The sequence below is a fragment of the Acidobacteriota bacterium genome, from assembly GCA_016196065.1.
Taxonomy (GTDB): domain Bacteria; phylum Acidobacteriota; class Terriglobia; order Terriglobales; family Acidobacteriaceae; genus Acidiflorens.
Genome location: JACPYL010000025.1, coordinates 529,721 through 553,052 on the forward strand (window position 1 = coordinate 529,721; position 23,332 = coordinate 553,052).

At 58.2% G+C, this 23,332-nt stretch carries 18 protein-coding genes and 1 tRNA gene; 10 read left to right on the forward strand and 9 right to left on the reverse strand.

Going from position 1 to position 23,332, the window contains the following annotated elements; translation table 11 throughout:
* Positions 1 to 16: 16 nt before the first annotated feature.
* Both HY010_20120 and HY010_20125 read right to left on the reverse strand, forming a co-directional pair.
* Positions 17 to 2,257, reverse strand: a complete 2,241-nt coding sequence (locus HY010_20120; protein MBI3478046.1) for a S8 family peptidase — start codon at positions 2,255 to 2,257, stop codon at positions 17 to 19.
* Positions 2,258 to 3,352 (reverse strand): ATP-binding protein, encoded by a 1,095-nt coding sequence (locus HY010_20125; GenBank protein ID MBI3478047.1) that lies wholly within the window; start codon positions 3,350 to 3,352, stop codon positions 2,258 to 2,260.
* 187 nt (positions 3,353 to 3,539) lie between these two features.
* Here HY010_20125 and xth point away from each other — a divergent pair, with 187 nt between their 5' ends.
* Entirely contained in the window at positions 3,540 to 4,340 is an 801-nt protein-coding gene (gene xth / locus HY010_20130) for an exodeoxyribonuclease III (GenBank protein ID MBI3478048.1), read from the forward strand.
* 47 nt (positions 4,341 to 4,387) lie between these two features.
* Here the strand turns inward: xth and HY010_20135 are convergent.
* The 3 genes from HY010_20135 to HY010_20145 form a co-directional block, all read right to left on the reverse strand.
* Positions 4,388 to 4,474: transfer RNA gene (locus HY010_20135), tRNA-Leu, on the reverse strand.
* Between the two features lie 108 nt (positions 4,475 to 4,582).
* Positions 4,583 to 4,948, reverse strand: a complete 366-nt coding sequence (locus tag HY010_20140) for a PilZ domain-containing protein (protein MBI3478049.1) — start codon at positions 4,946 to 4,948, stop codon at positions 4,583 to 4,585.
* 110 nt (positions 4,949 to 5,058) lie between these two features.
* Positions 5,059 to 6,870 (reverse strand): sigma 54-interacting transcriptional regulator, encoded by a 1,812-nt coding sequence (locus HY010_20145; GenBank protein ID MBI3478050.1) that lies wholly within the window; start codon positions 6,868 to 6,870, stop codon positions 5,059 to 5,061.
* A gap of 433 nt (positions 6,871 to 7,303) precedes the next feature.
* On the opposite strand from HY010_20145, the gene HY010_20150 reads away from it, so the two are divergent.
* The 7 genes from HY010_20150 (at position 7,304) to HY010_20180 (ending at position 16,745) form a co-directional block, all read left to right on the forward strand.
* Positions 7,304 to 9,751, forward strand: a complete 2,448-nt coding sequence (locus HY010_20150) for a diguanylate cyclase (protein ID MBI3478051.1) — start codon at positions 7,304 to 7,306, stop codon at positions 9,749 to 9,751.
* Positions 9,752 to 9,760: 9 nt separating this feature from the next.
* Positions 9,761 to 10,627 (forward strand): ABC transporter permease, encoded by an 867-nt coding sequence (locus HY010_20155; GenBank protein ID MBI3478052.1) that lies wholly within the window; start codon positions 9,761 to 9,763, stop codon positions 10,625 to 10,627.
* A complete protein-coding gene (locus HY010_20160; protein ID MBI3478053.1) occupies positions 10,624 to 11,430 on the forward strand; it encodes an ABC transporter permease in 807 nt (268 codons plus the stop codon). The genes HY010_20155 and HY010_20160 overlap by 4 nt, the downstream gene beginning before the upstream one ends.
* Positions 11,427 to 13,058, forward strand: a complete 1,632-nt coding sequence (locus HY010_20165; GenBank protein MBI3478054.1) for an ABC transporter substrate-binding protein — start codon at positions 11,427 to 11,429, stop codon at positions 13,056 to 13,058. The genes HY010_20160 and HY010_20165 overlap by 4 nt, the downstream gene beginning before the upstream one ends.
* Positions 13,055 to 13,927 (forward strand): ABC transporter ATP-binding protein, encoded by an 873-nt coding sequence (locus HY010_20170; protein ID MBI3478055.1) that lies wholly within the window; start codon positions 13,055 to 13,057, stop codon positions 13,925 to 13,927. The genes HY010_20165 and HY010_20170 overlap by 4 nt, the downstream gene beginning before the upstream one ends.
* A gap of 227 nt (positions 13,928 to 14,154) precedes the next feature.
* The gene (locus HY010_20175) at positions 14,155 to 15,978 is read left to right on the forward strand and encodes a S8 family peptidase (protein ID MBI3478056.1); all 1,824 of its coding nucleotides are present in this window, start codon (positions 14,155 to 14,157) and stop codon (positions 15,976 to 15,978) included.
* 35 nt (positions 15,979 to 16,013) lie between these two features.
* On the forward strand, positions 16,014 to 16,745 hold the full coding sequence (locus tag HY010_20180; GenBank protein MBI3478057.1) for a hypothetical protein: 732 nt from the start codon (positions 16,014 to 16,016) through the stop codon (positions 16,743 to 16,745).
* Positions 16,746 to 16,892: 147 nt separating this feature from the next.
* Here the strand turns inward: HY010_20180 and HY010_20185 are convergent, their stop codons facing one another.
* Positions 16,893 to 17,696 carry an SDR family NAD(P)-dependent oxidoreductase gene (locus HY010_20185; GenBank protein MBI3478058.1) on the reverse strand — a complete coding sequence of 268 codons (804 nt, stop codon included), beginning with the start codon at positions 17,694 to 17,696 and terminating at the stop codon, positions 16,893 to 16,895.
* Between the two features lie 69 nt (positions 17,697 to 17,765).
* Here HY010_20185 and HY010_20190 point away from each other — a divergent pair, with 69 nt between their 5' ends.
* Positions 17,766 to 18,350 (forward strand): LON peptidase substrate-binding domain-containing protein, encoded by a 585-nt coding sequence (locus HY010_20190; GenBank protein MBI3478059.1) that lies wholly within the window; start codon positions 17,766 to 17,768, stop codon positions 18,348 to 18,350.
* A 124-nt stretch (positions 18,351 to 18,474) separates the two neighbouring features.
* Here HY010_20190 and HY010_20195 read toward each other — a convergent pair whose 3' ends face one another.
* Positions 18,475 to 20,079, reverse strand: coding sequence for a TonB family protein (locus tag HY010_20195; protein MBI3478060.1), 1,605 nt, complete (start codon positions 20,077 to 20,079; stop codon positions 18,475 to 18,477).
* Positions 20,080 to 20,341: 262 nt separating this feature from the next.
* Between HY010_20195 and HY010_20200 the strand changes: the two genes are divergently transcribed.
* On the forward strand, positions 20,342 to 20,833 hold the full coding sequence (locus tag HY010_20200; protein ID MBI3478061.1) for a hypothetical protein: 492 nt from the start codon (positions 20,342 to 20,344) through the stop codon (positions 20,831 to 20,833).
* 20 nt (positions 20,834 to 20,853) lie between these two features.
* Here HY010_20200 and HY010_20205 read toward each other — a convergent pair whose 3' ends face one another.
* A complete protein-coding gene (locus HY010_20205; GenBank protein ID MBI3478062.1) occupies positions 20,854 to 22,584 on the reverse strand; it encodes a DUF2207 domain-containing protein in 1,731 nt (576 codons plus the stop codon).
* Between the two features lie 46 nt (positions 22,585 to 22,630).
* Positions 22,631 to 23,176 (reverse strand): LemA family protein, encoded by a 546-nt coding sequence (locus HY010_20210; GenBank protein MBI3478063.1) that lies wholly within the window; start codon positions 23,174 to 23,176, stop codon positions 22,631 to 22,633.
* Between the last annotated feature and the right edge of the window lie 156 nt (positions 23,177 to 23,332).

Here is a 23,332-nt window from a genome sequence, read left to right on the forward strand (position 1 = left end):
ATCGTGTCCCTCTTGCTTAACTCTGAACCTGAATCCGGAGTCGCGGTCGGAGTGGAACGAGCACATTTGCGTAGGCTCTCACGACACGGTTATAGAGATCAGGGATCCTCGGCGCGCGAAGGCTGATGATGAAGGCGTACGGGATCGGTTGGGGCGCATCGGCGGCCATTCCCGCCTCCCTGTGATGGTAGTAAATATCAAAACAGGGATTGTTGAGGCTCGTAGCTCTAAGCGTCTTCGTGTGCCGCAAGCATGGTTCCCACTTATGACCGTCGTCGCGCATCACGAACTCGGCGGCACCATACATGTTGGACGACGAGAAAAACGACTTCGATTGCGGATGAGCAGAGCGGCGACCGTCTTCGTACTCAGTGAACTTTGTCGAATCAGGTCGGAACGCGACTTCGAGTCCGCTGCGCGTGTAGGCCCCCGGATACTCTGGATCCACTTCCGGAGCGATCACCAAACTCGCTGAGAGTTGAACATTACCGAGCAAAGGTTCGCGCGGCACAGGAACTCGCGCTCGCAGGTGTTCTCCTACCGGGAGGATTCCTTGGTAGACAACGAGTGCTTCGTCATCCTCGCAAGTGATGAGCCGCACGGCGTCAGATTCAAATCGTCCCCAACCGATCTCAGGTCTTCCATGCTCGGCTGGATCAGCTCGATGCACCATCAGCGCGCGAATCGTGAGAGGAGACAACTCAGTACCGAGCTGTGCCCGGACGCCGATGCTCGATCCGAGCGTAAAGGGAGATGCGAAGCTTGTTCCCTGAATCCCCTCAGTCACGAGACCCGGCCGCGCAGCAAGCACGATGAATGGTTCGCGATCAGATCCCCCGAACGCAATCCCGTCCGGCTTAACGATGCCGGGACTGCTGCCCGGACCGACGCAACTGTACCCAGCACGTCGCCAACCCGTTGTTCCATTGCCATCAGAGGCCCCGACGCCGAGCACGTTGACCGCATCGGCGGGCGGTTGCACTCGGTTCAGCCCGCTCGCGGCATCGCGATCGCCATCATTCCCGGCCGCAACTGTGACGACCGAGTTTCCTCCCGCGAACCGCTGATCGAGCGAGGCTGTCCACGCCGTCACTTCGTCGTCGGTAATCGGAATGTTCGGACCGATACTCAAATTGACATGCTGATAACGACCGGGATTCGTGTCGAGAAACGTCGTGATCCGATCGAGAACATCCAGGTATTCGAGGTCCGCTCCGGTCCCGGTCGCGTCGTCGAGCACGCGAACGTGATCGACCGGCGCAATCGGCCGTCGGAGAGTTCCATTGATCGGTCCGAAGAGTAGAGCCGCGGTCACAGCCAAGCCGTGATCCTGAAGTTCAGGTACAGCAGGACCGATGCCCGCAGGCTCGATGTACGTCACCCACGGCGAAAGAGCTGTGACCGCAACGTTCGGCAATCCGCCATCGAAGACGAGGGCTCGAAACGAAGTGTCATGCGGGCCATCCGTCGGCAACGTAACTGCGTTGTTGCGGACCGTTCGGGTGATTCCCGGCCGCAGGGGGCGCAGAGTCGGGATTGGACGCGCAACACGGACGAACGAGAAGCGTGCCAACTGCTCAGCCAATGCGAACTCTGTGCGAACAGGAACGAAGGTTAGGCCCTTCACGTTTCGACGGCGATCAGCGATGGGCTGGGCTCCATGTCTTCGAGCGTATTCGATGAAGGCATCAACGACTGCTTGGTCGCCCGCATTGTGCAAAACTACTTCCAAAACGCCCTCGGTCCGATCAGTAGGGACCATCCGAAGTTTTTCTCTCGCGGAAAACTCGGCAACATCTTCAACGTGCGACAAATGCTGCGCTCCTCGATGCGTTGGAGCCCACGTCGAAACATCTCTAGCCCAACCTGCGATCCTGTCCCTAGATCCGGTGACGAAAATGTCTTCGGTCACGGCCGCTTCAGGATGTTTTTGAACACCCCAAGCTTCCGGCCGCACGGTCCTGGTCCGACTGCCGACAGCTCTAAGCCCGAGAGTGTTCAGCAGATCTGTCGGAAAGTCGCTCTTTGAGACGTAGCGCGGATGCATCGTCATGACGGCGACGACTTGTCCACCTGGGGAAGCATCGTCTGGAAGTTGTCGAAGAGCACTAGCAACCGCGGCCATGCGAGTCGCGATGCGGGCGCGAGCGGCTTCGAAATTGTAGGGCGGATTCTTTTCGCCACCGCCGGACGGCACATCCACTCGTTGAGTGAGTCGCTCTCCATGACCCAAAAGAAAATTATTTTGTCGAGGCATCTAAGCAGCGCCTCCTTCCACTGTGTGTTTACGAATCGTGTCGCGTGAAAGGCCCGTAACCTCCGAAACTTTTCTCTGAGAGTAGCCTTGTCGCTGGAGCTCCGCGGCGATGCCGACTTTCATGGGTAGCGGGGCGTTTTGTGCGATTCTCCCCGCCAATTGCATCAGCTCATCTCCCAGTGGGGTTTCGCTCATGAGGGAGTCTCTTCGCGCGCGTGTGATGTGTTGCGACACGTCGGAGAACGAAGCGCCGACGAGCAATTGCGAAAGAACGTCGACGGCGCTCTGAAGGTCACTCTGGCCGGAGCCAATCAGAGCCTCGATGTTCTTTGCTATCTCTGGCTGCGTAGGAAGGGGAAACTCGATCGTTTGATCGAAACGACGCCACACGGCGGGATCCAAGAGTTCGGGATGATTCGTTGCAGCGACGAGCAGACTGTTGGAAGGCCACTCGTCGATCGCCTGCACGAGAACCGTCACGAGCCGTTTTAGCTCTCCGATTTCTGCGCTGTCGTCGCGACGCTTTGCGACGGCGTCAAATTCATCGAGTAGCAGGAGGGCTGGAGATTTCGCGGCGTAGTCCAGCACGACGCGAATGTTATTTCCCGTACGCCCGAGAAAGCTGCTCATCACTGCTGAGAGATTCAGCGTCAAAAGCGGAAGCCGTAGTTCCCTGGACAGCCAGCGCGCAGCAAGAGTTTTCCCGACCCCCGGCGGTCCGGTGAATAACATCGATCGCGTCGGAAGAAGTCCAGCGGCCGCGAGCTGCTCGGATCGTTCGCGCTCACGGATAACGCCAGCGAGTTCGATCCCCACTTGCGAAGGCCAGATCGGTTCAACCGGAAGCGTTGTTTCCTCGTCCCGTCGAAGTAGTTCTTGACGGCTGTCGACGTCGACGGGGATCGTCTGTTCCTGGAACCCACGGACTATATTGGAATCGGCAAAGGCCAAAACTCGCTTCGCAGAATCACTGAGGTCGGGTCTCCGACGCATGAGACCTCGAAGGGTGCGACGCACAAGGGTAGCGACATCGGCGGACTTGCCTTCCAGAGCCAACCGAGCCAAGTGGACGAAATCTGAGTCTATATCCGTCATATAGTCCACGAAGAACCGTAATCAGAACAATTACTTATCTCACAATTGGACTAGATGTTTCAATACAGTACATTATTAGTCCACCATCGAGCCCACCCTTCCAAAAACGAAGGGTGGAGGCAGCCACATTTTTTCGGTTTATACTCCCCCAGAAAGGGTGCGCCCCCTAGGGACAGAAAGGGACCCGCTGAAAGTCGCCACCTTCAACATTAACAACATCAATAAGCGGCTCGACAACCTCCTGGCTTGGTTAGCGAAAGCTGAACCGGACGTGGTGAGTCTCCAAGAGCTCAAGGCAGAGCAGGAAGCCTTTCCCGTGAATGCCCTTCGGACTCTCGGGTACGAAGCGGTCTGGCAAGGGGAGCGCTCCTGGAACGGCGTGGCCATTCTCGCGCGAAACTGCGTTCCCGTAGTCACTCGCACAAGTTTGCCGGCAAATTCTGATCGTCAAGCTAAAGATCGTCCAGATGAGGATCATCAAGCTCGCTACATTGAAGCGGCGGTTCAGGGAGTCCTGATCACTTCCCTCTACCTTCCCAATGGGAATCCGCAGCCTGGCCCGAAATTCAATTACAAGTTGGCCTGGTTTGAGCGCCTGATTGCTCACGCCGCCGAACTCATCGCGAGCGGCGCACCCGTGGTGCTGGCCGGTGACTACAACGTCGTGCCGACTCCGCAGGATATTTATCCGACCCGGTCGTTGGATAACAACGCTCTGATCCAACCCGAGAGCCGACAGGCTTTTGCGCGTTTGCTGGCCCAAGGCTGGACCGACGCTATGCGGAAGCTACATCCGGACGGGCCGCTCTGGACATTCTGGGATTACAAATTTGAACGGTGGCAGAAGGACAAAGGCATGCGACTCGATCACTTTCTGCTCTCGCCGAATTTGTCAGACCGGCTCGTGGACGGCGGTGTTGACCGATGGGCGCGCGGGCAGGAGAACGCGAGCGACCACGCGCCAACATGGATCACGCTCGATGTTTGAGATCAAGGTGGAATGACCAGCGGCGCGAAAACCGGAGGGATTGATTGTGGTGCCGGGAGGGGGAGTCGAACCCCCAAGACCCGAAGGTCGGCGGATTTTGAGTCCGCTGCGTCTGCCAGTTCCGCCATCCCGGCTGAGGTGAATAAACGGAAGGAATCAGTAGGTTAATTCAGCCTTGCGGGGTTTGCAACCTTCGGAAGTTCCGGCCATAGACCGGTTTATTGCGAACCACTCCTCGCGCCTTAGACAACGGCGGTCTGGTACGCGACCGCTTTCTTGCCCACGACTGCATGCAGAATCTGGTCTCGCTGCCGCGCACTCAGTGCCAGAAATTGAAAACCATATTGGGTGCCGAGAATCCTGGTGATTTGGGCGGGGACAACTAGTTCGACGCCCTTCTCTAACGGGATGCGGAGGGTGGCGGTCTCACCCATTTCGAGCGGCAATGCGACGAAGGCACCGATGCCACTCTCGCTGATGTCGCGAGCCCAGCCTTCGGCCGCGAGCGGTCCTTGCGGACGTTCAATCTCAATCTTGAAGCGCGCTTCAAAGGGATACCGCGGAACGATTCGATTCACGCCCGGTCGCAGATTTGATTCAGTCGGCATTCTTACAGGGCCTTTTTATCAACGTATTGTTTGTTATCTTCGCAAGCCATTCTTTGCGTATCTCGTGGCTGCGCCTATCGCCTGCGAACAGAAAAGCGAGTTACTCGGCCTTACGACGTAAATTCCCAGCCTTCGTCTTTCATTTTGCGGTTCGTCCAGTGCTGCAGGTGTTCAAAAAGCGTCGGCTCAATCACGACAAAGCGCAGACCGGCTTTCCCTCCTACGTCGGCCCAAACCAGACGGCCTTTCGCCTGGATTACGGTTTCGCTGTCCGGCAAAACAAAGCTGACTCCGAGCAATCCGGTGAACGCAACCGGGTCAGGAATACTATCCAGGCCCATGCCGCCGGTACTCAGGTTCACGGCCTGTGCCTGGCACTCCTTGCCATGCAAATTTTGAAGCGTAACGGACAAGTTCACTTTGGCGCGGAAGAACTTCTGCTGTTCAAGACTGATCTTTCCCAGAGTGGCCGGCCGATCTCCGGCCGCCACGTCGATATCGTATTCGCGCAGTTTGCGGCTCAAGGTACGGCGCGATATCCCCAGTTGTTCGGCGGCCTGGGCACGATGTCCACCGGTGCGCTCAAGAGCGCTGATGATCATCTGCTCTTCCATGTTTTCCAGATTGCCGAGGGGCATTGCCTGGCCCGCAGAAACTGCGGCAGGTCTTTCCCCGGACAACTCTTCTTGCACCTCGGCGAGACCGATCTGCTTGCCCGTGCCCGCCATCGCCAACTGTGCGACTAGATTCCTTAGTTCGCGAATGTTGCCCGGCCAGTCGCAGGACACCAGCGCGGCCAGAGCTTCCTCGGTGAAGGTCTTCCCCGGCACCTTCAGTTGGAGAAAATGCTGGGCGAGCGCAACGATGTCTTCGGGGCGCTCGCGAAGAGGTGGAACGCGCAACTGAAACTGGCTCAAGCGGTGATAGAGATCCTTGCGGAACTTTCCCTCTTTCACCGCAAGTTCGAGATCCTGGTTGGTGGCCGCGACCACCCGCACGTCGACTGTAATCTTGCGATGGCCGCCCAACCGGTAATAGGGCGCCCCGTCGAGAACACGCAAAAGCTTGACCTGGATCTGAGTCTGCAGTTCTCCGATTTCGTCGAGGAATATTGTGCCTTTGTCGGCGAGCTCGAACAGGCCCGCCTTGGAGGCGTCGGCGCCGCTGAAGGCGCCCTTTTCATAGCCGAAGAGTTCGCTTTCAACGAGGTGCTCGGGAAGGGCGGCACAGTTGATATCAATCAGGGGCCGGTTGCGGCGATGCGAAGATTCATGGATGGTCCGCGCGACCAATTCCTTGCCGGTTCCGGTTTCGCCGACCACGAGCACGGTTTCCGTGTGTCCCGCAACCCGATCCACCATGCCCATGAATTTGTGCATCAGGGGACTGGCCATGAGGAACTGGGTTCCATCGATTTCCCTGCGGATGATCTCAGACGGGATGGCAGCCGCTGGAGCTGACCTTGCCGGGCCTGATTCAAAAGCGCGTTCCAGCAACTTTTTGTCGGTAATGTCGATCGCCAGAACCGCCATGCCAAGGGGGATGGAATCCGAATCCCGCAGCAGCGTGATCGAGAGATGCGCAAAAACATCTTCGCCGGACTTAGCACGAGAACGCAGTTCGCCCTCGAACCTGCCCTTCTCAAGTACGGTGGGAATTACCTGACGGGCTAAGAACACTTGCTCTTCGGGCCGATAAAGACCTGCGATGTTCTTGCCGAGAAGTTCCTCGGGAGCATAGCCATACAGGCTTACGCCTTTGTTGCACGCAGTAATGTTGCCTTGCAGGTCAGTAGTAAGAAACGCGTCCTGCAGTTGATCGAAGATGTCGGCTGAAAGAGGGCGGTTACACGCCGCAGAAGGCGCACGTCCGCGTCGTTCCTCGGCGACGGGATGTGGGGTCTTCTCGACTGGTTGAACCATAGCAAAACTTGTGGTCCTGGCCTGCGCCGGACTCGCCGACAGCTTCGGGCCGGACCAATTCCGCTGACTTCAGGGTCGCGACGGAGAACTCCCGCGGCGTTCCTTGCAGTCGATGCTGACATATTGTCCTCCGTTTCTCGTATGCCTTAGCCTCCGGCTGGAACACCGAAGTAACGTGACTTGGGGATTAAGTTCCTCCTCTGCAAAATTGTCCCACCGTTCTTTACCGCTGCGAAAACTGCGCGGCCGGCGGTTACTTTGGTAAATAGGTAAGCCTCCTCCACTGCTCTAAACTTTCTGCAACGATGGCAGCCATTTACCCGCTTAAAGCGCGGGGGAAATCTGCCGGAGTGGACTGGGGCGCCGCGGTCGCCGGCTCATGCCGATGACAGCGCGGTAGCTCATGTCTGAGCGGTGTTCGGTATCCGAAAGCATGTCTAAGCGGGCGACATTGTTCATCGGAATGACGGCGGCGGCCGGGGCGTCGGTGTTTGCCTATGCGCTCGCGCATTGGCAGAACACTGAGCTGGAGCGTTTCGTTTGCTACCTGATCATCGCGGTGCTGGCGTCCAGTCTGAAAATTCAAATCCCTGGCCTCGACGGCACGATGTCCGTCAATTTCCTCTTCATCTTGTTGGGAGTACTCGAACTTAGCCTGCCGGAAACGCTTCTCATCGGCTGCACGGCTGCGCTCGTCCAGTCTTTTTGGCAAGCGCGGCAAAAAATTGTTGCGACCAAGGTCGTGTTCAACGTCTTCATGATGGCGAATGCGATTGCGCTTTCCTTCTTCACCTACCATCAACTTGCCGGATTCGTCGGAGAGAGAACGCCCGTGCTGCTGGCGATCACGGCGCTGGTATTCTTCCTCGCCAATACCCTACCGGTGGCAATAATCATCTCGCTGACAGAGGGCAAGTCGGCGCGAAAAGTCTGGTCGGACTGTCATTTCTGGTCGTTTCCCTACTACCTGGTGGGGGCCGCAGTCGTATTTACAGTGGGATTCGTCAACCGCTACGCGGGATGGCAGACGGCGCTGCTCGTCCTGCTGCCGATCTACTGGGTCTATCGCTCCTACCGGTTGTATCTCGGCAAGCTCGAAGCAGAGAAAAACCTGGTTCAAGTCCAGAAGCAGCAAGTGGAAGATGTCGCATCCCTGCACTTACGCACCATCGAAGCGCTCGCGCTCGCCATTGAGGCCAAGGATCACACCGCACAAGAACATTTGCAGCGCCTGCGCTTATTTACGGTGTCGATTGCGCAAGAACTGGGTCTGCCGGAGCCGGAGATTGAGGCGCTACGGGCGGCGGCGTTGCTGCACGATATCGGAAAGCTGGCTGTTCCCGAGCACATCATTAACAAGCCGGGAAAGCTGACGCCGGAAGAATTCGAGAAAGTAAAGATCCACCCAATTGTGGGCGCAGACATTCTGGAACGGGTGGCGTTCCCATATCCGGTGGCGCCGATTGTCCGTGCACACCACGAAAAGTGGGATGGCAGCGGGTATCCCGACGGATTGAAAGGCGAACAAATTCCGATGGGCGCGCGTATTCTGGCGGCAGTCGACTCGCTCGACGCGCTGGTATCCGATGGCCAACAGCGCAACGCCCTGCCGCTGGCCCATGCCATGGAAAGAATCTCCGCGCGTTCTGGGACGTCGTTCGACCCAAAGGTGATCGAGGTTCTGAAGCGGCATTACGTCGACCTCGAAAAGATGGTGCAGGCACTGCCGCAAAATACCGCCCGCGGCGCGTCGTGCAAGATTCAGACAGGCAACCAATCTGCGCCGGCAACCGGATTTGAAGAGACCTCTGGTGGGATCGGAGGCGACAGCAATTTTCTGGCTTCGATTGCGGCGGCCCGTCAGGAAGCGCAGACCATGTTCGAACTCAGCCAGGATCTGGGCAACTCGCTGAGCCTGGGAGAAACACTTTCTGTGCTGTCGATGCGGCTGCGACGCCTTATTCCCTACGATTCGATGGTCGTATTCCTGAACAAGAGCGGCGTGCTGGTGCCGGAACTGGTCAGCGGCGATAACTTCCGAATTCTTTCTTCCCTGAACCTTCGCGTGGGCGAAGGCCTATGCGGATGGGTGGCTGAGCAACGCAAGCCGATCCTGAATGGCAATCCGCAAATGGAAACTGGATACGTGCAGGAACACGGAAAATACACGACCTTGCGATCGGCACTGGCGGTACCGCTGGAAGGAATGAATGGAGTCGTCGGCGTGCTGGCGATGTACCGCGCGGATCAGGACGCGTTCACGCCCGACCATTTGCGAATCCTTTTGGGCGTGACTCCGAAAATTGCACTGTCCGTGGAAAATGCGCTGAAGTATGCGCAGGCGGAAAACTCCGCGACCACCGATTACCTGACGGGATTGCCGAACGCGCGTTCCCTGTTCGTGCATCTGGCGCGTGAGTTGGCGCGATGCCGCCGCACCGGCACAGCGCTCGCGGTCATGGTCTGCGACTTGGACAACTTCAAGCAGATCAACGATCTTTACGGCCATCTCGAAGGCGACAACCTGTTGCGCGACTTTGCCGGGCAGTTGCAGGATTTGTGCCGTGGCTACGACTACGTAGCCCGCATGGGCGGCGACGAATTCGTCATTGTCGCACCCGGCATGAAACCAGCAGCAGCGGAAGAAAAAGCGCATCGCCTGAACCAACTCGCAGTCTCTGCCGGAAAGAAAATCGCAGGCCGGAACATGATTGGCCTGAGCGTCGGTACTTCATTTTGCCCAGAAGACGGCTTCGACCTGGAACAGTTGCTGGGAGCGGCCGACCGTCGCATGTATTCCGTCAAGCAGATTCACCACGAAGAACTGGAGCGCGAAACCCAGCCACCGGATTCCAATGCTCGCAGCGCAACGGTGAACTAGGAACCTGCCATGCTGCTGTGGAGAATCGGCCGTCACCTTTTGTCCATCGCAGGGATCGTCCTGCTCGGAGGACTGATCTCCGCGACGCTGGTTCGCTTCGCCCCAGGCTTCGATACCGACGAACATCAGTTTGATCCTCATCTCAGCGCAGAAAGCGTGCGCGCCCTGCAGGAATCTCGATCCGGCGAGCACAACGTGCTGCGCTACTACACCTCGTATTTGCAGGGAGCGTTGCATGGCGACTTGGGCGTCTCGCACGCCCTGGGACAGCCGGTGCGGACGCTGCTCCGCGATCGCTGGCCGGTCACGTTGAAGGTAGCGGGGATTGGATTGTTGATGGGATGGCTTCTGGCGACGGCCTTGGCCTTCGCGGTATCTCTAACGCGATTCGCAGCCTACGAAATTCTCGGGACCACGGTCAGCGGGGCATTCCTGTGTATCCCCGCCGCGGTGCTGGCGCTACTGTCCGTAATCTTCAATGCACCGGGATACCTGGCGATCGCCTTCATCGTGTTTCCCAAAATTTATCGCTACACCCGAAACCTGCTGGCGAAAGCATATGGCATGCCCCACATCACGGCGGCACGGGCTAGAGGCTTAGGGGAACTGCGCATCTTGTTCTGGCATGTGCTGCCCGTGGCGGGCCCGCAGATGATCGCGCTCGCTGGCATCACGGTAAGCATTGCTCTGGGAGCAAGTATTCCCGTCGAGTCGCTGTGCGGTCTCCCGGGCATCGGACAACTCGCCTGGCAGGCAGCTTTGGCACGCGATCTGCCATTGCTGGTCAATCTGACGGCGCTCGTTACGCTGGTTACCTTGCTGGCAAATTCCAGCGCGGATGTAATTGTTTACATGGTGAGGTCTCGGGAGGCATGAACGCTGCCCGCACGCTGGCGTGTGCCGTGATGCTGATCGTGTGCGCGGCGTCGCTGGCTGCGCCATGGCTTGCGTCTGCGGGATACGCCAAACAGTTTCGGGAAGCGCCCGGTTCTCCACCTTCGCGACAGCATCTGTTAGGCACGGACGAAATCGGCCGCGACCGCTTTGCGCGAGTGCTCTACGGCACTCGCATTTCACTTCTCTTAGCACCGGCCGCGGCCTTGATTTCAACTCTGTTGGCAGCATTGGTGGGTGGTCTGGCGGGATATCTAGGTGGCGCCTGGCTACGGCTGGCGACGGGGCTGACAGATTTGTTCCTGTCTCTGCCCTGGCTTTTCCTGCTGATTACGGTCCGCGCCATTCTGCCTCTGAATGTTTCGCCGGTATTTTCCGTGATGATTACGTTTCTCATCCTTGGGCTGCTGGGATGGGCCGCATCGGCACGCGTGCTTTGTACCAGCGCGCAATCGCTGCGGAGTTCCGATTTTGTCGTGCAGGCCCGTGCGTCGGGCTTGCATGGATCGCGGCTTTTCTTCGTTCATGTGCTTCCCAACCTCAAACCCGTTTTGTACGCGCAGTTCTGGATTTCTATCCCAGTTTTCATCTTGAGTGAGGCCAACCTGGGGATTCTCGGCCTCGGCGTAGCGGAGCCGTTGCCTTCGTGGGGAAGTTTGTTGCGCGAATTGGAAGGACTTGTCTCCTTCCGCGAGGAACCGTGGCGACTGGTGCCTTTGCTGCTGCTGATCGTCGTCATGACATCGTTCCAAATGCTTTTGTCGAAAGAGGAGGTGGCCGTATGATCTGCCGCCGCATTTTTTTAAGGATTCTTATTACCCTGTCTCTCCTGGCTGCCATCGCTTCCGCCCAGAATGCCAATGAACTGCGCTTCTGTCTGCGAGCCGAGCCGAAAACATTCGATCCAGCCAAGGTTGACGACGACGCGTCGCTCGCGATCCGCTACTTGACCGGTGGGGTATTAGTACGCGTCAACCGCCAGACGCAGGCTCTGGAGCCGGGACTGGCAGAGTCCTGGAAGGCTTCGAAAGATGGCCGGGAGATTACGTTCAAGCTGCGTTCCGGTGTCCGGTTTTCCGACGGTACTGCGTTCTCCGCGGTGGATGTTGCTTACACGGTCAGCCGGTTGATGGATCCAGCATTGCACTCTTCGACCGGAGACGCTTTCCGTTCGGGCAACGGCACGGTCGCGACCAGGATCCTTGGTCCGAACCATATCTCGGTTACGTTCTCAGCTCCCGTGATTGGCATCGCAGCGCTCTTCGATCAGGTAGGCATCATGTCGTCGCTTTCTCCGAAAAAGGAAGCGGCGGTGCTGGGGCCATTCATGGTCTCGGAATACAAACCGGGATCCAGCGTGCTCCTGAAACGCAACCCGAACTACTGGAAAAAGGACGCACAGGGCCGGCCGTTGCCCTATCTGGATTCGATCCGGCTGGACATTCAGCCCAATCGCGACGTCGAGGCGCTCCGTTTCCGGCGCGGGGAGCTTGACCTCATCAACTCCATCGACACGGAATACTATGACCGGCTGGCGGCGAGTTCTCCCTCGGCGGTGCATGACGCAGGTGCATCGCTTGATTCCGAATTCCTGTGGTTCAATCAGGTCGCGAACGCTCCAATTCCGGAGTACAAGCGGAACTGGTTTCGCTCGACGAATTTTCGGCGGGCCGTCTCAGAAGCCATCAATCGCGCGGACCTGAGCCGTGTCGTGTTCAATGGACACGCGCAACCCGGAGTGGGTCCGGTTTCTCCAGCGAACAAGTTCTGGTTCAACAGCAAGCTTAGGGCGCAATCGTACGCTCCCGATGCGGCTCTCCAGCGGTTGCAGGCGGATGGATTCACTCGTCAGAACGGCTCTTTGCGCGACAAAGGCGGAAACGCCGTTGAGTTTTCTATCGTGACCAATGCGGGCAACAAATCCCGCGAGCGCATGGCCGTCATGATTCAGGAGGATCTCGGCAAGATCGGCATCAAGGTGAACGTAGTCACGCTGGATTTTCCGTCGCTCCTGGAACGTATCGCGCAGAAGTTCAACTACGAGGCCGCCGTGTTGGGATTTCAGAATGTGGACCTCGATCCGAATGGGCAGATGAACATCTGGCTGAGCTCGGCGGAGGATCACGCCTGGAATCCGCAGCAGAAATCTCCCGAGACCGCGTGGGAAGCGGAGATTGACCGTCTGATGCGCGCGCAGGCTTCCGGAATGGATCCGAAGAAACGCAAGGCGGCATTCGATCGTGTGCAGGAAATCGTGGTCGAACAGGCGCCATTCCTCTATCTCGTCAACAAGGATGCGCTCTCTGCGGTGTCCACCTCGGTGGAGGGTGCGACGCCGGTTATTCTGAGTCCGCAGACTTACTGGAACGCCGAACGCCTCACCCTACGTTCGAATGCTCAGGCGAGTCGATGATCGAAACACCCCAAACTCTGCTCTCCGCGCGGGTTACGGTCCGTTACCCTGGGAAGGCGCCGGTGCTGAACAATGTTGCGTTGGACATTGCTCCCGGCGAAATCCTGGGTCTGGTCGGACAGAGCGGCTCGGGCAAAAGCACGTTGGCCATGGCTATTCTTGGTCTGCTGAGCCGCAAGCGGGCGACGGTGGAAGGCAGCATCGTGTTTCAAGGTACGGATCTGCTGGCGATGCGGGAACGGGACCTGCGTGGAATGCGTGGACGATCCCTCAGCCTGGTATTGCAGAGTCCGCTGTCCTCGCTCAACCCGGCGCTTCGGATTCGAACGCAGCTCAGGGAAGCGTGGCGCGCTCATGCTGTTGCCGGCACAGATTGCGATTCGGCGATCAAGTCGGCGATGACGAGCGTCAGTTTGCCCGCCGACCCCGACTTCCTGCGCAAGTATTCGGCACAACTGAGTGTGGGCCAGGCACAGCGGGTGCTGATCGCCATGGCCGTGATGCACCGCCCGGCCCTTCTGGTGGCGGATGAAGCAACCAGCGCTCTCGACGTGATCACTCAGTCGGAAATATTGGAATTGTTCGTCCAATTGAATCGCGAGATTGGCATGTCGATTTTGTACATTTCGCACGACCTGCCGTCGGTGGCTGGGATCTGCCAGAGGATTGCGATCCTAAACGAAGGCCAGATCGTGGAGTGCGGACCAACCGCACAGATATTCACGGAACCGTCCCACGCCTACACGCGCCGCCTGATGGCGTCATTGCCCCGCGTTCCGGCACGAATCGAAGACTCACTGGCAAAGGCCTACGCCGCTGCTGCCGGAGTCTCGATTGCGCGATCCACATCTCCCTGCTTACCGCGCTAACCTGGTAACTCCGTTTGAGGTAACTCTGGTAACCGGCGCGCCCATGAGCCATGGGACAAAATGGCGCAACGCCCTTGCGAGGGGACAAAGTGGCCTGATTGGCCTTGGCACCCACCATCCATCTATCTGCATAATCAACAACTTAGAGCTGGCTAGTTGGCGACGCCCGTGCACTAGTAGGGCTGAGTTGTAGCGGGCTTTGTTCGCCGCAAAGGACGAAAGGAAACATGACTGCACAACGAAAGAAGAAGTCAAACAAGCGAAACGAGCGTCACGGCGCCGCGTGGGGCGGCGGGCGTTCCTTGTTGCTGATGTCCTTCCTGTTGATCGCGAATCTGGCGTTCGCGCAGGCCGCCCGCCCGGTGCTGGATGGCGACGGTGGTCCTAACTTCCATGCCAAGATGTCGGCCGACCTTTCCGCGATGCTGGGCAAGGGCGGAGCGATGCGCGTCATCGTCCAATACAAGAATGCTCCGACTACAGCGCAGTTCTCGCGGGCACAGGGACGGGGTGCAAAGCTGAACCGGACTCTGTCGTTCGTGAAAGCAGGCGTGTTCACGATGTCGCCGGCCGCGATTCGCGCTCTGGCCAACGACAGCGACGTGGCCTTCATCTCTCCGGATCGTCCGTTGAAGGCAATGGATGATCTCACCGACGCGGCCGTTGGGGTTAGCAGCGCACGCAACCTGAGCCTGGATGGCTCCGGGATCGGCGTTGCTGTCATCGATAGCGGTGTCAACGACAATCACCAGGACCTGATGGACTCCACCGGCACGGTGTCGCGGGTGGTCTATCACCAGGACTTCACCGGAACCGTGAACACCAATGGTAACGGTGCCAAGTGGGACCTCTATGGCCACGGCACACACGTGGCGGGCATCGTCGGATCGAATGGTGCGCAATCCGGCGGACGGTTCGACGGAATGGCGCCGAACGTTAATATCATCGATCTTCGCGTGCTCGACGGCAATGGATCTGGATCGGACAGCATGGTGATCGCGGCCATTCAACGCGCGATCCAATTGAAGACCACCTACAACATCCGCGTGATCAACCTGTCACTCGGACGCGGTATCTCGACTAGCTATGTCAATGATCCTCTGTGCCAGGCCGTGGAATCGGCGTGGCGCGCAGGAATCGTGGTCGTGGTGGCGTCCGGCAACTACGGCCGCCTCAGTCTCAACGGCAGCAATGGCTACGGAACCGTGACGGCTCCGGGCAACGATCCGCTGGTACTGACGGTGGGCGCGATGAAAACCATGAATACTGGTTCGCGCCTGGACGATACCATCGCCAGCTACAGCTCGAAAGGGCCGACCACGTTTGACCACGTGGTAAAGCCGGATCTCGTCGCACCGGGCAACTCGATCGTCTCAACCATTGACCATGGCAGCACGCTCGAAGCCAAGTATCCGCAGAACAAGAAGAATTCGAGCGGTGCCTCGTGGGGTAACTCACGTCCCTACTTTGTGCTGAGCGGAACCAGCATGGCGACGCCCGCTGTTGCCGGTGCCGTTGCGCTTCTGCTGCAGCAGAACCCGAATATGAAGCCGGATCAAGTCAAGGCGCGCCTGATGAAGACCGCGTACAAGACTTTCCCGACTTCTTCTATCTCGCTGGATCTCACTACGGGTGAGACTTTCACTTCTTACTATGACGTGTTCACCGTGGGAGCCGGATACATGGACGTTGCGGCCGCCCTGGCGAGCACGGACATGGCGCCCGCAGCCACGGCATCGGCACTTTCTCCGAGCGCGGTCTATAACCCGACGACCGGAACCGTATCCATCGTCAACGGCAACTCCGTAGTTTGGGGTACGTCGGTGGTGTGGGGCAGTTCTGTGGTCTGGGGCAACTCAGTGGTTTGGGGCACCAACGTCAGCGGCAGCTCTGTGGTCTGGGGCACGTCGGTGGTGTGGGGCAGCAACATCATGAGCGGCTTCAGCGTGGTTTGGGGCAGCTCGGTTGACAGCGCCACCAGCGTAGTCTGGGGCAGTTCTGCCGTGGACGCCGTCGACGCAAGCTCGATCGATATTGAGGGTGAAGAGTAACGAGTCGTGTGCAACCGGAAGGAAAGGAGAGAAAAATGACTTACACACGACTTGCGAAGATATTCATCGGATTTATGGCTCTTGCGGCAGCCGCGATAAGTGGCAACGCAATGATCCAGGGACAGGGTTGGCATCCGTTGCTGGCGATGACTCTACTGCTCGCCGCAGTAGGTACCTCGCGGCTGAAGATGACGATCCCAGGTGTCACTGGGAATATGTCGGTGAACCTGCCCTTCTTACTGCTGTCGGTGATCGCACTCAGCGCGACCGAGTCGATCCTGATCGCTTGCGCATGCGCAATCATGCAAACTCTGCCGAAGGATGGCACCAGGGTGAAACCGGTTCGCGTGCTCTTTAACGTCAGCCTGATGACGTTCTCGAGCGGCGCCGCCGGGTTACTGTTCCATCTGCAAGCGCTGAATGGAATGAGGTGGGTATCAGCACCGCTGCTGATGGCCGCCACCACCGCCACCTTCTTCCTGGGCCAGACGTTGCCCGTTTCCGTCATCGTAGCCTTAACCGATGGTGGAGCGGTGCGCCGGATCTGGGCCAACATCGCGCAGATGTCATTCCCATACTACGTGGTCAGCGCGGGCGTGACGTCGATGCTGAGCTCAGCGAGTCAGCATATCGGTTGGATAGCAGCCTTACTGGCATTGCCGGTCATGGTTGCGATCTACCGGTCGTATCGGGCGTACTTCGCCCGGGCGCTGGAAGCAGTCGCTTCTCCGATGGCCAGGACCGCATCGGCGGGGGCAAGCATTTAATTTCCTTGAGTGGAAGGACAAGAGGCGCGTTCGCCGGCCGACCAGCCGGCGCAACGCGCCCTTGCTGTTTTGGGATGTTTCTTCGCTGCGGCCGTGAGTTGGACTGGAAGCTTGTCTGATGGAGGGCCAACCACTCCCGCGACATGTTCAGTCTGATTTTTCAGATTGTGCCCGTTTCAGCATCTTCATCATTCCCCACTCGACTACGCCGGGAAATATTTGATAGAGCTTCACCGCCGGATGCATGGTCCAGGGGACGATGACTTCACGTTTCTGCTTGCGATATCCGTTGTAGACCGCGCGTGCCACTCGTTCTGACGAGATCCCGGTTACACCCTGGGGACGCGTATTGCCTTGCCGGCGCGCAATCATGTTCTGGCTGAAACCGGTCGCGACATATCCTGGGCACACGGTCAGCACGTGGATGTTGTCGCGCTGCAGTTCTAACCGCGCGGCCTTGCCAATTGCATTCATGGCGAATTTGCTGGCCGAATAGATCGCGCTCGACGCCAATGGGATGTGGCCCGCGACGCTGGAAATGTTGATGATGGCTCCACCACCGCTCGCTCGCATCGCTGGAACCACGGCCTGCATGCTCGCGATGGTACCGAAGAAATTCGTATCGAAGAGTTCGCGGCACGCTGCCATGTCCATGTCTGCGACGGTATCGCGCATGCCGACGCCGGCGTTGTTGATCCAGACATCGATACGTTGGAAGTGATGTAACGTCAGGCCAAGCGCGCGATCGATTTCTTCCCGATGCCGCACGTCGCAGGCCAGTGCGATGGTCCGGTCGAGGTTTCCGATCCGGCTGCGAGCCGCTTCGGCGCGACTGGCGTCGCGCGCCAGCAATACGACACTCGCTCCCTGTTCCGCAAACACCTTGGCGATCGCTTCCCCAATTCCCATCGAAGCGCCGGTTACGACGACAACTTTTCCTTGCATCTCCATGGTTGACCCTTGTATCCCGCGGAGCACAGCCCAGTCAACCACTGGCGTAAAATCACCGCAGGAGCCTCCGTGAGTTTGTTGCTGCCTCTATTTCCGCTGGATCTTGTGCTGTTGCCGGGCGCTCCTCTGCCTTTGCACGTCTTCGAACCGCGCTACAAGGAAATGATTGCGGAGTGTCTGGACGAGAAGAAGCCCTTCGGAGTGGTGCGAGCTTCTTCCGACGGTGTCGCTGAGATCGGTTGCACGGCGGAAATCGTTGAAGTGACCAATCGCTATGACGATGGCCGCATGGATATCCTGACGCGCGGAGTCGAGCGTTTCGAAGTGTTGCAGGTCCATGAAGAACGGACGTTCCTCGAGGCGGAGTTTACCGTGATCGAAGACGAGCCGGGGACGCCCTCTTCGCAACTCGTGCAGCAGGCCATGCGCCTGCATTCGGAAATTGCAAAGCTTGCGGGATCCGACAGCACCGCCCCGAAGGACAATGGCGAGCACCTTTCCTTCCTGCTCGCGGGATCACTCCCGCTGGATCTCGACTTTAAACAGAATCTGCTGACCACGTTGTCGGAACCGAAACGTTTGGAAGCGGTGATCTCTTACCTGGAAGCCATTCTGCCCAGCATTCGGCGAGCATCGAAAGCACGCTGGAACTGAGTTCAGGTCAGAGGTAAGAGGTCAGATTGCAGAGGTGAAACTCCTGCGCGGGCCGGTAGCGAACAGATTTGCTCCAAGCTCGCGGCTCGAAGCTCGTAGCGCATTCGCCTTCTCACTCTGACCTTCAGAAATTCGTACGCTTCGCTCGAAATGGGATCACCACCACGGCTTCGAGCGCGACAGGCTGTCCGTCCTTGGTGGCGGGGCGAAACTTCCAACGAGCCAACGCGCTTTTGGCAAGCGCGTCGAGCCGGTCGTCGGGGCTGGTAAGAACGCGAATTTCTCCAACCGTGCCGTCCGAATGGATGATCGCGTAGAGCGTGACGGTGCCCTGCACGTTTGCACGCATCAGTTCGATCGGATATCCCGGATCGGATTTCTGGATCGCATCGGGCGCGCTCAGTTCTCCGGGGCGCTGGTTGGCCTTGAGTTCCGCGAAACGAATCACCCAACTGCCGGTCGAGGAATTGAGGTTCGGCGTATTCGAGGTCATGGAATAAAATCGCTTCGCGCCGAATACCTGCCGGTCAACATCAGTGGCTTTATCTTCCGATACAGGTGCAGCCTTGCCGCCAACACGAGGCGGAGTGGCGCTCGCCATCTCGCGGGCATTCCCGTTCGACGCCACGCCGGAAGCTGAATCGGCTGCTCCCACATGTAACCCGCTGGGCAAGGACCCATTTTCGCGTCCACGCAGACCCGCCGTGCTGCCATTCGTTCCGTTGCCGGATGCTCCTGTGCTCGACCCATTCGCCGAACCGGGAGTTCCCGCTGCACCCGCCTTGCCGGAAGGATTGGCCGCAAATGCTCCCCGGCGATTTCCGCCCGGCGTAGCAACTGGCCCGGATGGCGCGACAGGATGAATCCCCAACGCGATCAATCGACCCGAAGATCCCGCTGCTCCGCCGCCACCCATGCTCGGTGGGGGCGCGACGGCTTGGATGCCGCCACCGGGCAAGCCGCCGGTGCCGCGTCCAGAAACAGTATGTTGCGCGGGGATATTCAGCTGCGGAGCCGGTGCAACGACCTGGCTTGGCCCGATGTTCACAGCACCCACGCGTCCCATGGTCGATCGCGCTACGTCCGGCGGAGGCTCGACAACCGAAGTGTCGGGGCCGGACATGCCCCGCGTTCTGGTTGTCTTCACCTCGGGCGGCGGATCGATAATCGAAGTGGTCAAAGCACTACGAACCACGCGATTTTGCGCGCTATCGAGTTGTGGAGCAGGAGCGACGATCTGGGTGTCTGGAGTTGCCAACCGCCGGAGTGGAGCCTTGGTCGCATCGATCGGAACAACCGGCGCGGGCGTTGACATGGCAATCATGTTCGGCAAAGGCACATCGTGATTGAGCCGCACATCCGGCGGCGCGACGATGGTCTGCCTGCGATTGTCGGCTTCCTTCGGCACCGATAAGATCGGCTGCTTTGCGAATACGGGATCGCCCTTTGCGGGCGGGGCCGGATCAGTAACGCCGGTGTCGAGCGGCGGCAGATATTCTTCCGGCGTGTAGGTGATGACTTCCGAGTGATCAAATTCGGGCGTAGCCACAATTTGTTGCTGACGGAGCCAGGACAAACTGACGATCCAAATCAATGCGAGCGCGCCGGAATGCAGGATCACCGACTGTACGAAGCGTCCCCAGGGCATGCCTTGGCGTACAAATACGTCGCGCCACAAGCCGAGTTCGCTTTCACGAACGGGACGCACGGGCCGGAGAGCGGCTGCCACGCTGCTCCAAAATGCGCGCCGACGAGGTTCCAGTTCCAGCAGTAGGTTCAAGGAATTCCTTTCGAGGTCCCAGGCCCGTTCCAAAATCCGCTACTCAGCGAACTCCTTCGGGTGGCAGTCCCGAAAGGCGGGATCCGAAGCGGCTTTCCGCAATCGCTCCGGACGGCTATTCTGTAGCAAGATTATAGCCGACGCGACCTGCCCCAATCGACTAGGTTGGACAGCGAATCGGCATCTTAGTGAGCAGGAGTTTGGTGACAAGATGCTTCGTCATTCATCACAACTGATTTGTTTTGTTATCTTTGCCATTCTCACGAGTGCCGCGCAGAATAGCAAGCCGGCTCCGGTCCAGCCAGGAGCGGAATATTCCGGCATGTACTACTTCCTGCGGGACGGAGAGTTTGTGCAAATCACGGTCGAAGACGAGGGCAATGTCACGGGCTTCGTATCGCGGATTGGCGACAGCGACACCGATCGCGGTGCGATTCTCGACCACTTCTTCAAGCAGGGCAAACTCGATGGACAAAAGCTCACCTTCTCCACGAAACCAGTGCACGGAGTCTGGTTCGAGTTTCGCGGAACCGTGGAGCGAGGCGACGGGAAGAACGCTGGCGACGAAGCCTACTACGTCCTCAAGGGCACGCTCACCGAGAACCTGACGGATGAAGCCAAAAAGACTACTTCGCATTCACGTGAAGTTGGATTGAAAAGCTTTCCGCAGGATATGGCACCGGAAGTGCCCACGAAGAAATAGATACTAGTTTCGGTGAGACGCTAGAATGCGCTGCCGCCACCGCCGCCGAAGCCGCCGCCGGAGAATCCCCCACCCCCGCCACCGCTGAATCCTGAACCTGAAGAACTCGATCGCGGAGCAGACACGAAGACCTGGTGCATATCGGACGCCATGCTGTGCATGGAACTCGAGAAGAAGATTGGATTGAATCCGGAATAGGGCGTCGATCCAACGTACCAGTTGGGCGGGTCCTTGATGATTCCGGCAAAGGCTTGCGCCCAGTGCTGTTCGACTCCCAGGGCCATCGCGTACGCCAGATATTTTTCGAACGTGTCAGGAGGCAAGCGTTTAATGCGATCGGCGTCGACGCGATTCATGAATTCCTGGAAGCCGAGAACCGCGACTACCGTGCGCGCTCCTAGCACCGTCTTCGCAGTCATCTCGCGCGCAAACAACCACCATACCCCAGCTGAAATCAGTCCAACTCCAATCAAGAGCGGGACGGAATTGAAGAGATTCATCCATCCCAGATATTGCAGGCCGGCGATGAGAAGACCGATCACGACCACGGCGACGATACTGTATCCGTTAGCGGAACCTGGATCGAGCATGTACATGCCCTTGGTCTTCAGCGCCGCCATGATGTCCTGCTGGATGATCGGAATGGCGGTGTAGAAACGGTTCTTCAATTCCGAGAGTCGCGTCTCGCTGCCGCCGGCGAAAACATTCTCCAGCATCACGCGCTCGTGCGGACACACATCGCTGCCCCACTGTTCGCGCGGCTTCAAGAGGTGAAACAGATAGTCCTTCTTCTTGAAAACCAGGAAGGTATCGACTTTCTCCTCGATCTTGATATATCCGCGCACGGCAAGATCCACGATCGTCGATGTAATGTCGCGTGGATCGGTGGAGTCGTCAATCAGCGTTCCTACTTCAGCAGGCGTGAATCCTTTCGGCGGCTCGTAGAGTGGAGCGACGGAGACGCCCGGATCTGGATCTTTCCCCACCGTGTGCCACAGCCCAAACATCACGGCGAAAGTGAGAAACGGTAAGAAGACGATCGGGTTGCTTCCGAGAAACCAGAAAAACTTCGTCAAGGCGCTGGTTTCTTTGAGAATTCCTTTCGGAATGAAGATATCGATGGTCATTCCCTCCCGCATGGAGAGAGGGTTGTTTGTTTCAAAAGTCGCGTCGGCGCCTCTTACTTCAGAGGTCGCACCCCGCTCCGCGGATCCGTACAACCCTGTAAAGGCTTGCGCCCGTAGCCCGTTCGCGGCGCCATCCGGAAACGTAACAAATGCGGACGCGTGGTCAATCGGAACCGGCCAATCGTTGCCGGTTACGTTCCAGTAAAACTCATCGTGATCATCAAACGCGCGGATGCCGTTGCGGACGAGGTAGTCGATGTTGACCACTCGGGTCGCGTCTTCCGCGCCGGGAATAAAGATCTTTAAGTCGCGGAAGTCGCCCGATTTACTCGAGTCATATTTCAGCTTGGAGCCATCTTCGCTGGTCACACTTTTGACGTCGAGAAAAAGCGTGTAGTTCGTTCCGTGCGGACCGGGGTATTCGACGGGAATGGTGCGATGGATGCCGTGCCACTGGCCCACAAAGACCAGAGTGATTTTTTCGCTGATCAGGGCGCTGCCATCCGCGCTGATCGAGATCGTGTCTTTGAAATCGGCGATGCGCCAGTTGCGGGACTGTGCTGCACTGATACTCGGGACACTGCCGAGCATCAGCACGCACAAAATCTTCACCACAGAGGACACGGCGGACGCAAAGAAAGTCCTAGAGCTGTGTCTTCTTTGTGACATTTTAGAATTTCACCGCGACTGGCTCCCGGTCCGCGGCCGCTGTTTCGAAGAATTGTTTCTGCTGGAATCCAAACATTCCCGCCAGAATATTGGTGGGGAAGGACTGGATTTTCGTGTTCAGGTCGCGCACGACCGCGTTGTAGTAGCGCCGCGAATTCTGAATCGCGTCTTCGATCTCGCTGAGCGAGTTCTGGAGTTGCGTGAATTCCTGTGCCGCCTGCAACTGCGGATAGTTTTCCGCCACCGCGAAAAGGCTCTTCAGAGCGCCGGTAAGCTGATTCTCCGCCGCCGCTTTGTCGGCTGGCCCGGTGGCCTGCATCGCCATGGAGCGGTATTTCGCGATGTTTTCGAAGGTCCCTTTTTCGTGCGTTGCATATCCCTTTACGGTTTCGACCAGATTGGGAATCAGGTCATGGCGCCGCTTCAGTTGCACATCAATGTCAGACCAGGCGGAGTCCGAGCGCACGCGCAACTGGACCAGACTGTTGTACATCCCGATGAGAAAAAAGCCGAAGAGAACTAGGACGCCGAGAACGATCCAGACCATGGAAATTTCACCTCGATGCGGATTCAAGGGGACGGTAGCATATGGGCCGGGCGGACGCAATGGAGGCCTTGATGCTGGTACTTCGGCGGACGTTCGAAGCCAGGCATTTTTCGCACAGTCGGACCAAGGGCGCGCGAACGACATCGTTTCAAGAAT

What these genes read in the sequence shown, in the direction of transcription:
- HY010_20165 (MBI3478054.1), top strand. Translation starts at nt 11,427, where the DNA reads ATGATCTGCCGCCGCATTTTTTTAAGGATTCTTATTACCCTGTCTCTC.
- HY010_20170 (MBI3478055.1), top strand. Translation starts at nt 13,055, where the DNA reads ATGATCGAAACACCCCAAACTCTGCTCTCCGCGCGGGTTACGGTCCGT.
- HY010_20175 (MBI3478056.1), top strand. Translation starts at nt 14,155, where the DNA reads ATGACTGCACAACGAAAGAAGAAGTCAAACAAGCGAAACGAGCGTCAC.
- HY010_20120 (MBI3478046.1), bottom strand. Translation starts at nt 2,257, where the DNA reads ATGCCTCGACAAAATAATTTTCTTTTGGGTCATGGAGAGCGACTCACT.
- HY010_20200 (MBI3478061.1), top strand. Translation starts at nt 20,342, where the DNA reads ATGCTTCGTCATTCATCACAACTGATTTGTTTTGTTATCTTTGCCATT.
- HY010_20145 (MBI3478050.1), bottom strand. Translation starts at nt 6,870, where the DNA reads ATGGTTCAACCAGTCGAGAAGACCCCACATCCCGTCGCCGAGGAACGA.
- HY010_20140 (MBI3478049.1), bottom strand. Translation starts at nt 4,948, where the DNA reads ATGCCGACTGAATCAAATCTGCGACCGGGCGTGAATCGAATCGTTCCG.
- HY010_20155 (MBI3478052.1), top strand. Translation starts at nt 9,761, where the DNA reads ATGCTGCTGTGGAGAATCGGCCGTCACCTTTTGTCCATCGCAGGGATC.
- HY010_20180 (MBI3478057.1), top strand. Translation starts at nt 16,014, where the DNA reads ATGACTTACACACGACTTGCGAAGATATTCATCGGATTTATGGCTCTT.
- HY010_20185 (MBI3478058.1), bottom strand. Translation starts at nt 17,696, where the DNA reads ATGGAGATGCAAGGAAAAGTTGTCGTCGTAACCGGCGCTTCGATGGGA.
- HY010_20210 (MBI3478063.1), bottom strand. Translation starts at nt 23,176, where the DNA reads ATGGTCTGGATCGTTCTCGGCGTCCTAGTTCTCTTCGGCTTTTTTCTC.
- HY010_20150 (MBI3478051.1), top strand. Translation starts at nt 7,304, where the DNA reads ATGTCTAAGCGGGCGACATTGTTCATCGGAATGACGGCGGCGGCCGGG.
- HY010_20125 (MBI3478047.1), bottom strand. Translation starts at nt 3,352, where the DNA reads ATGACGGATATAGACTCAGATTTCGTCCACTTGGCTCGGTTGGCTCTG.
- HY010_20160 (MBI3478053.1), top strand. Translation starts at nt 10,624, where the DNA reads ATGAACGCTGCCCGCACGCTGGCGTGTGCCGTGATGCTGATCGTGTGC.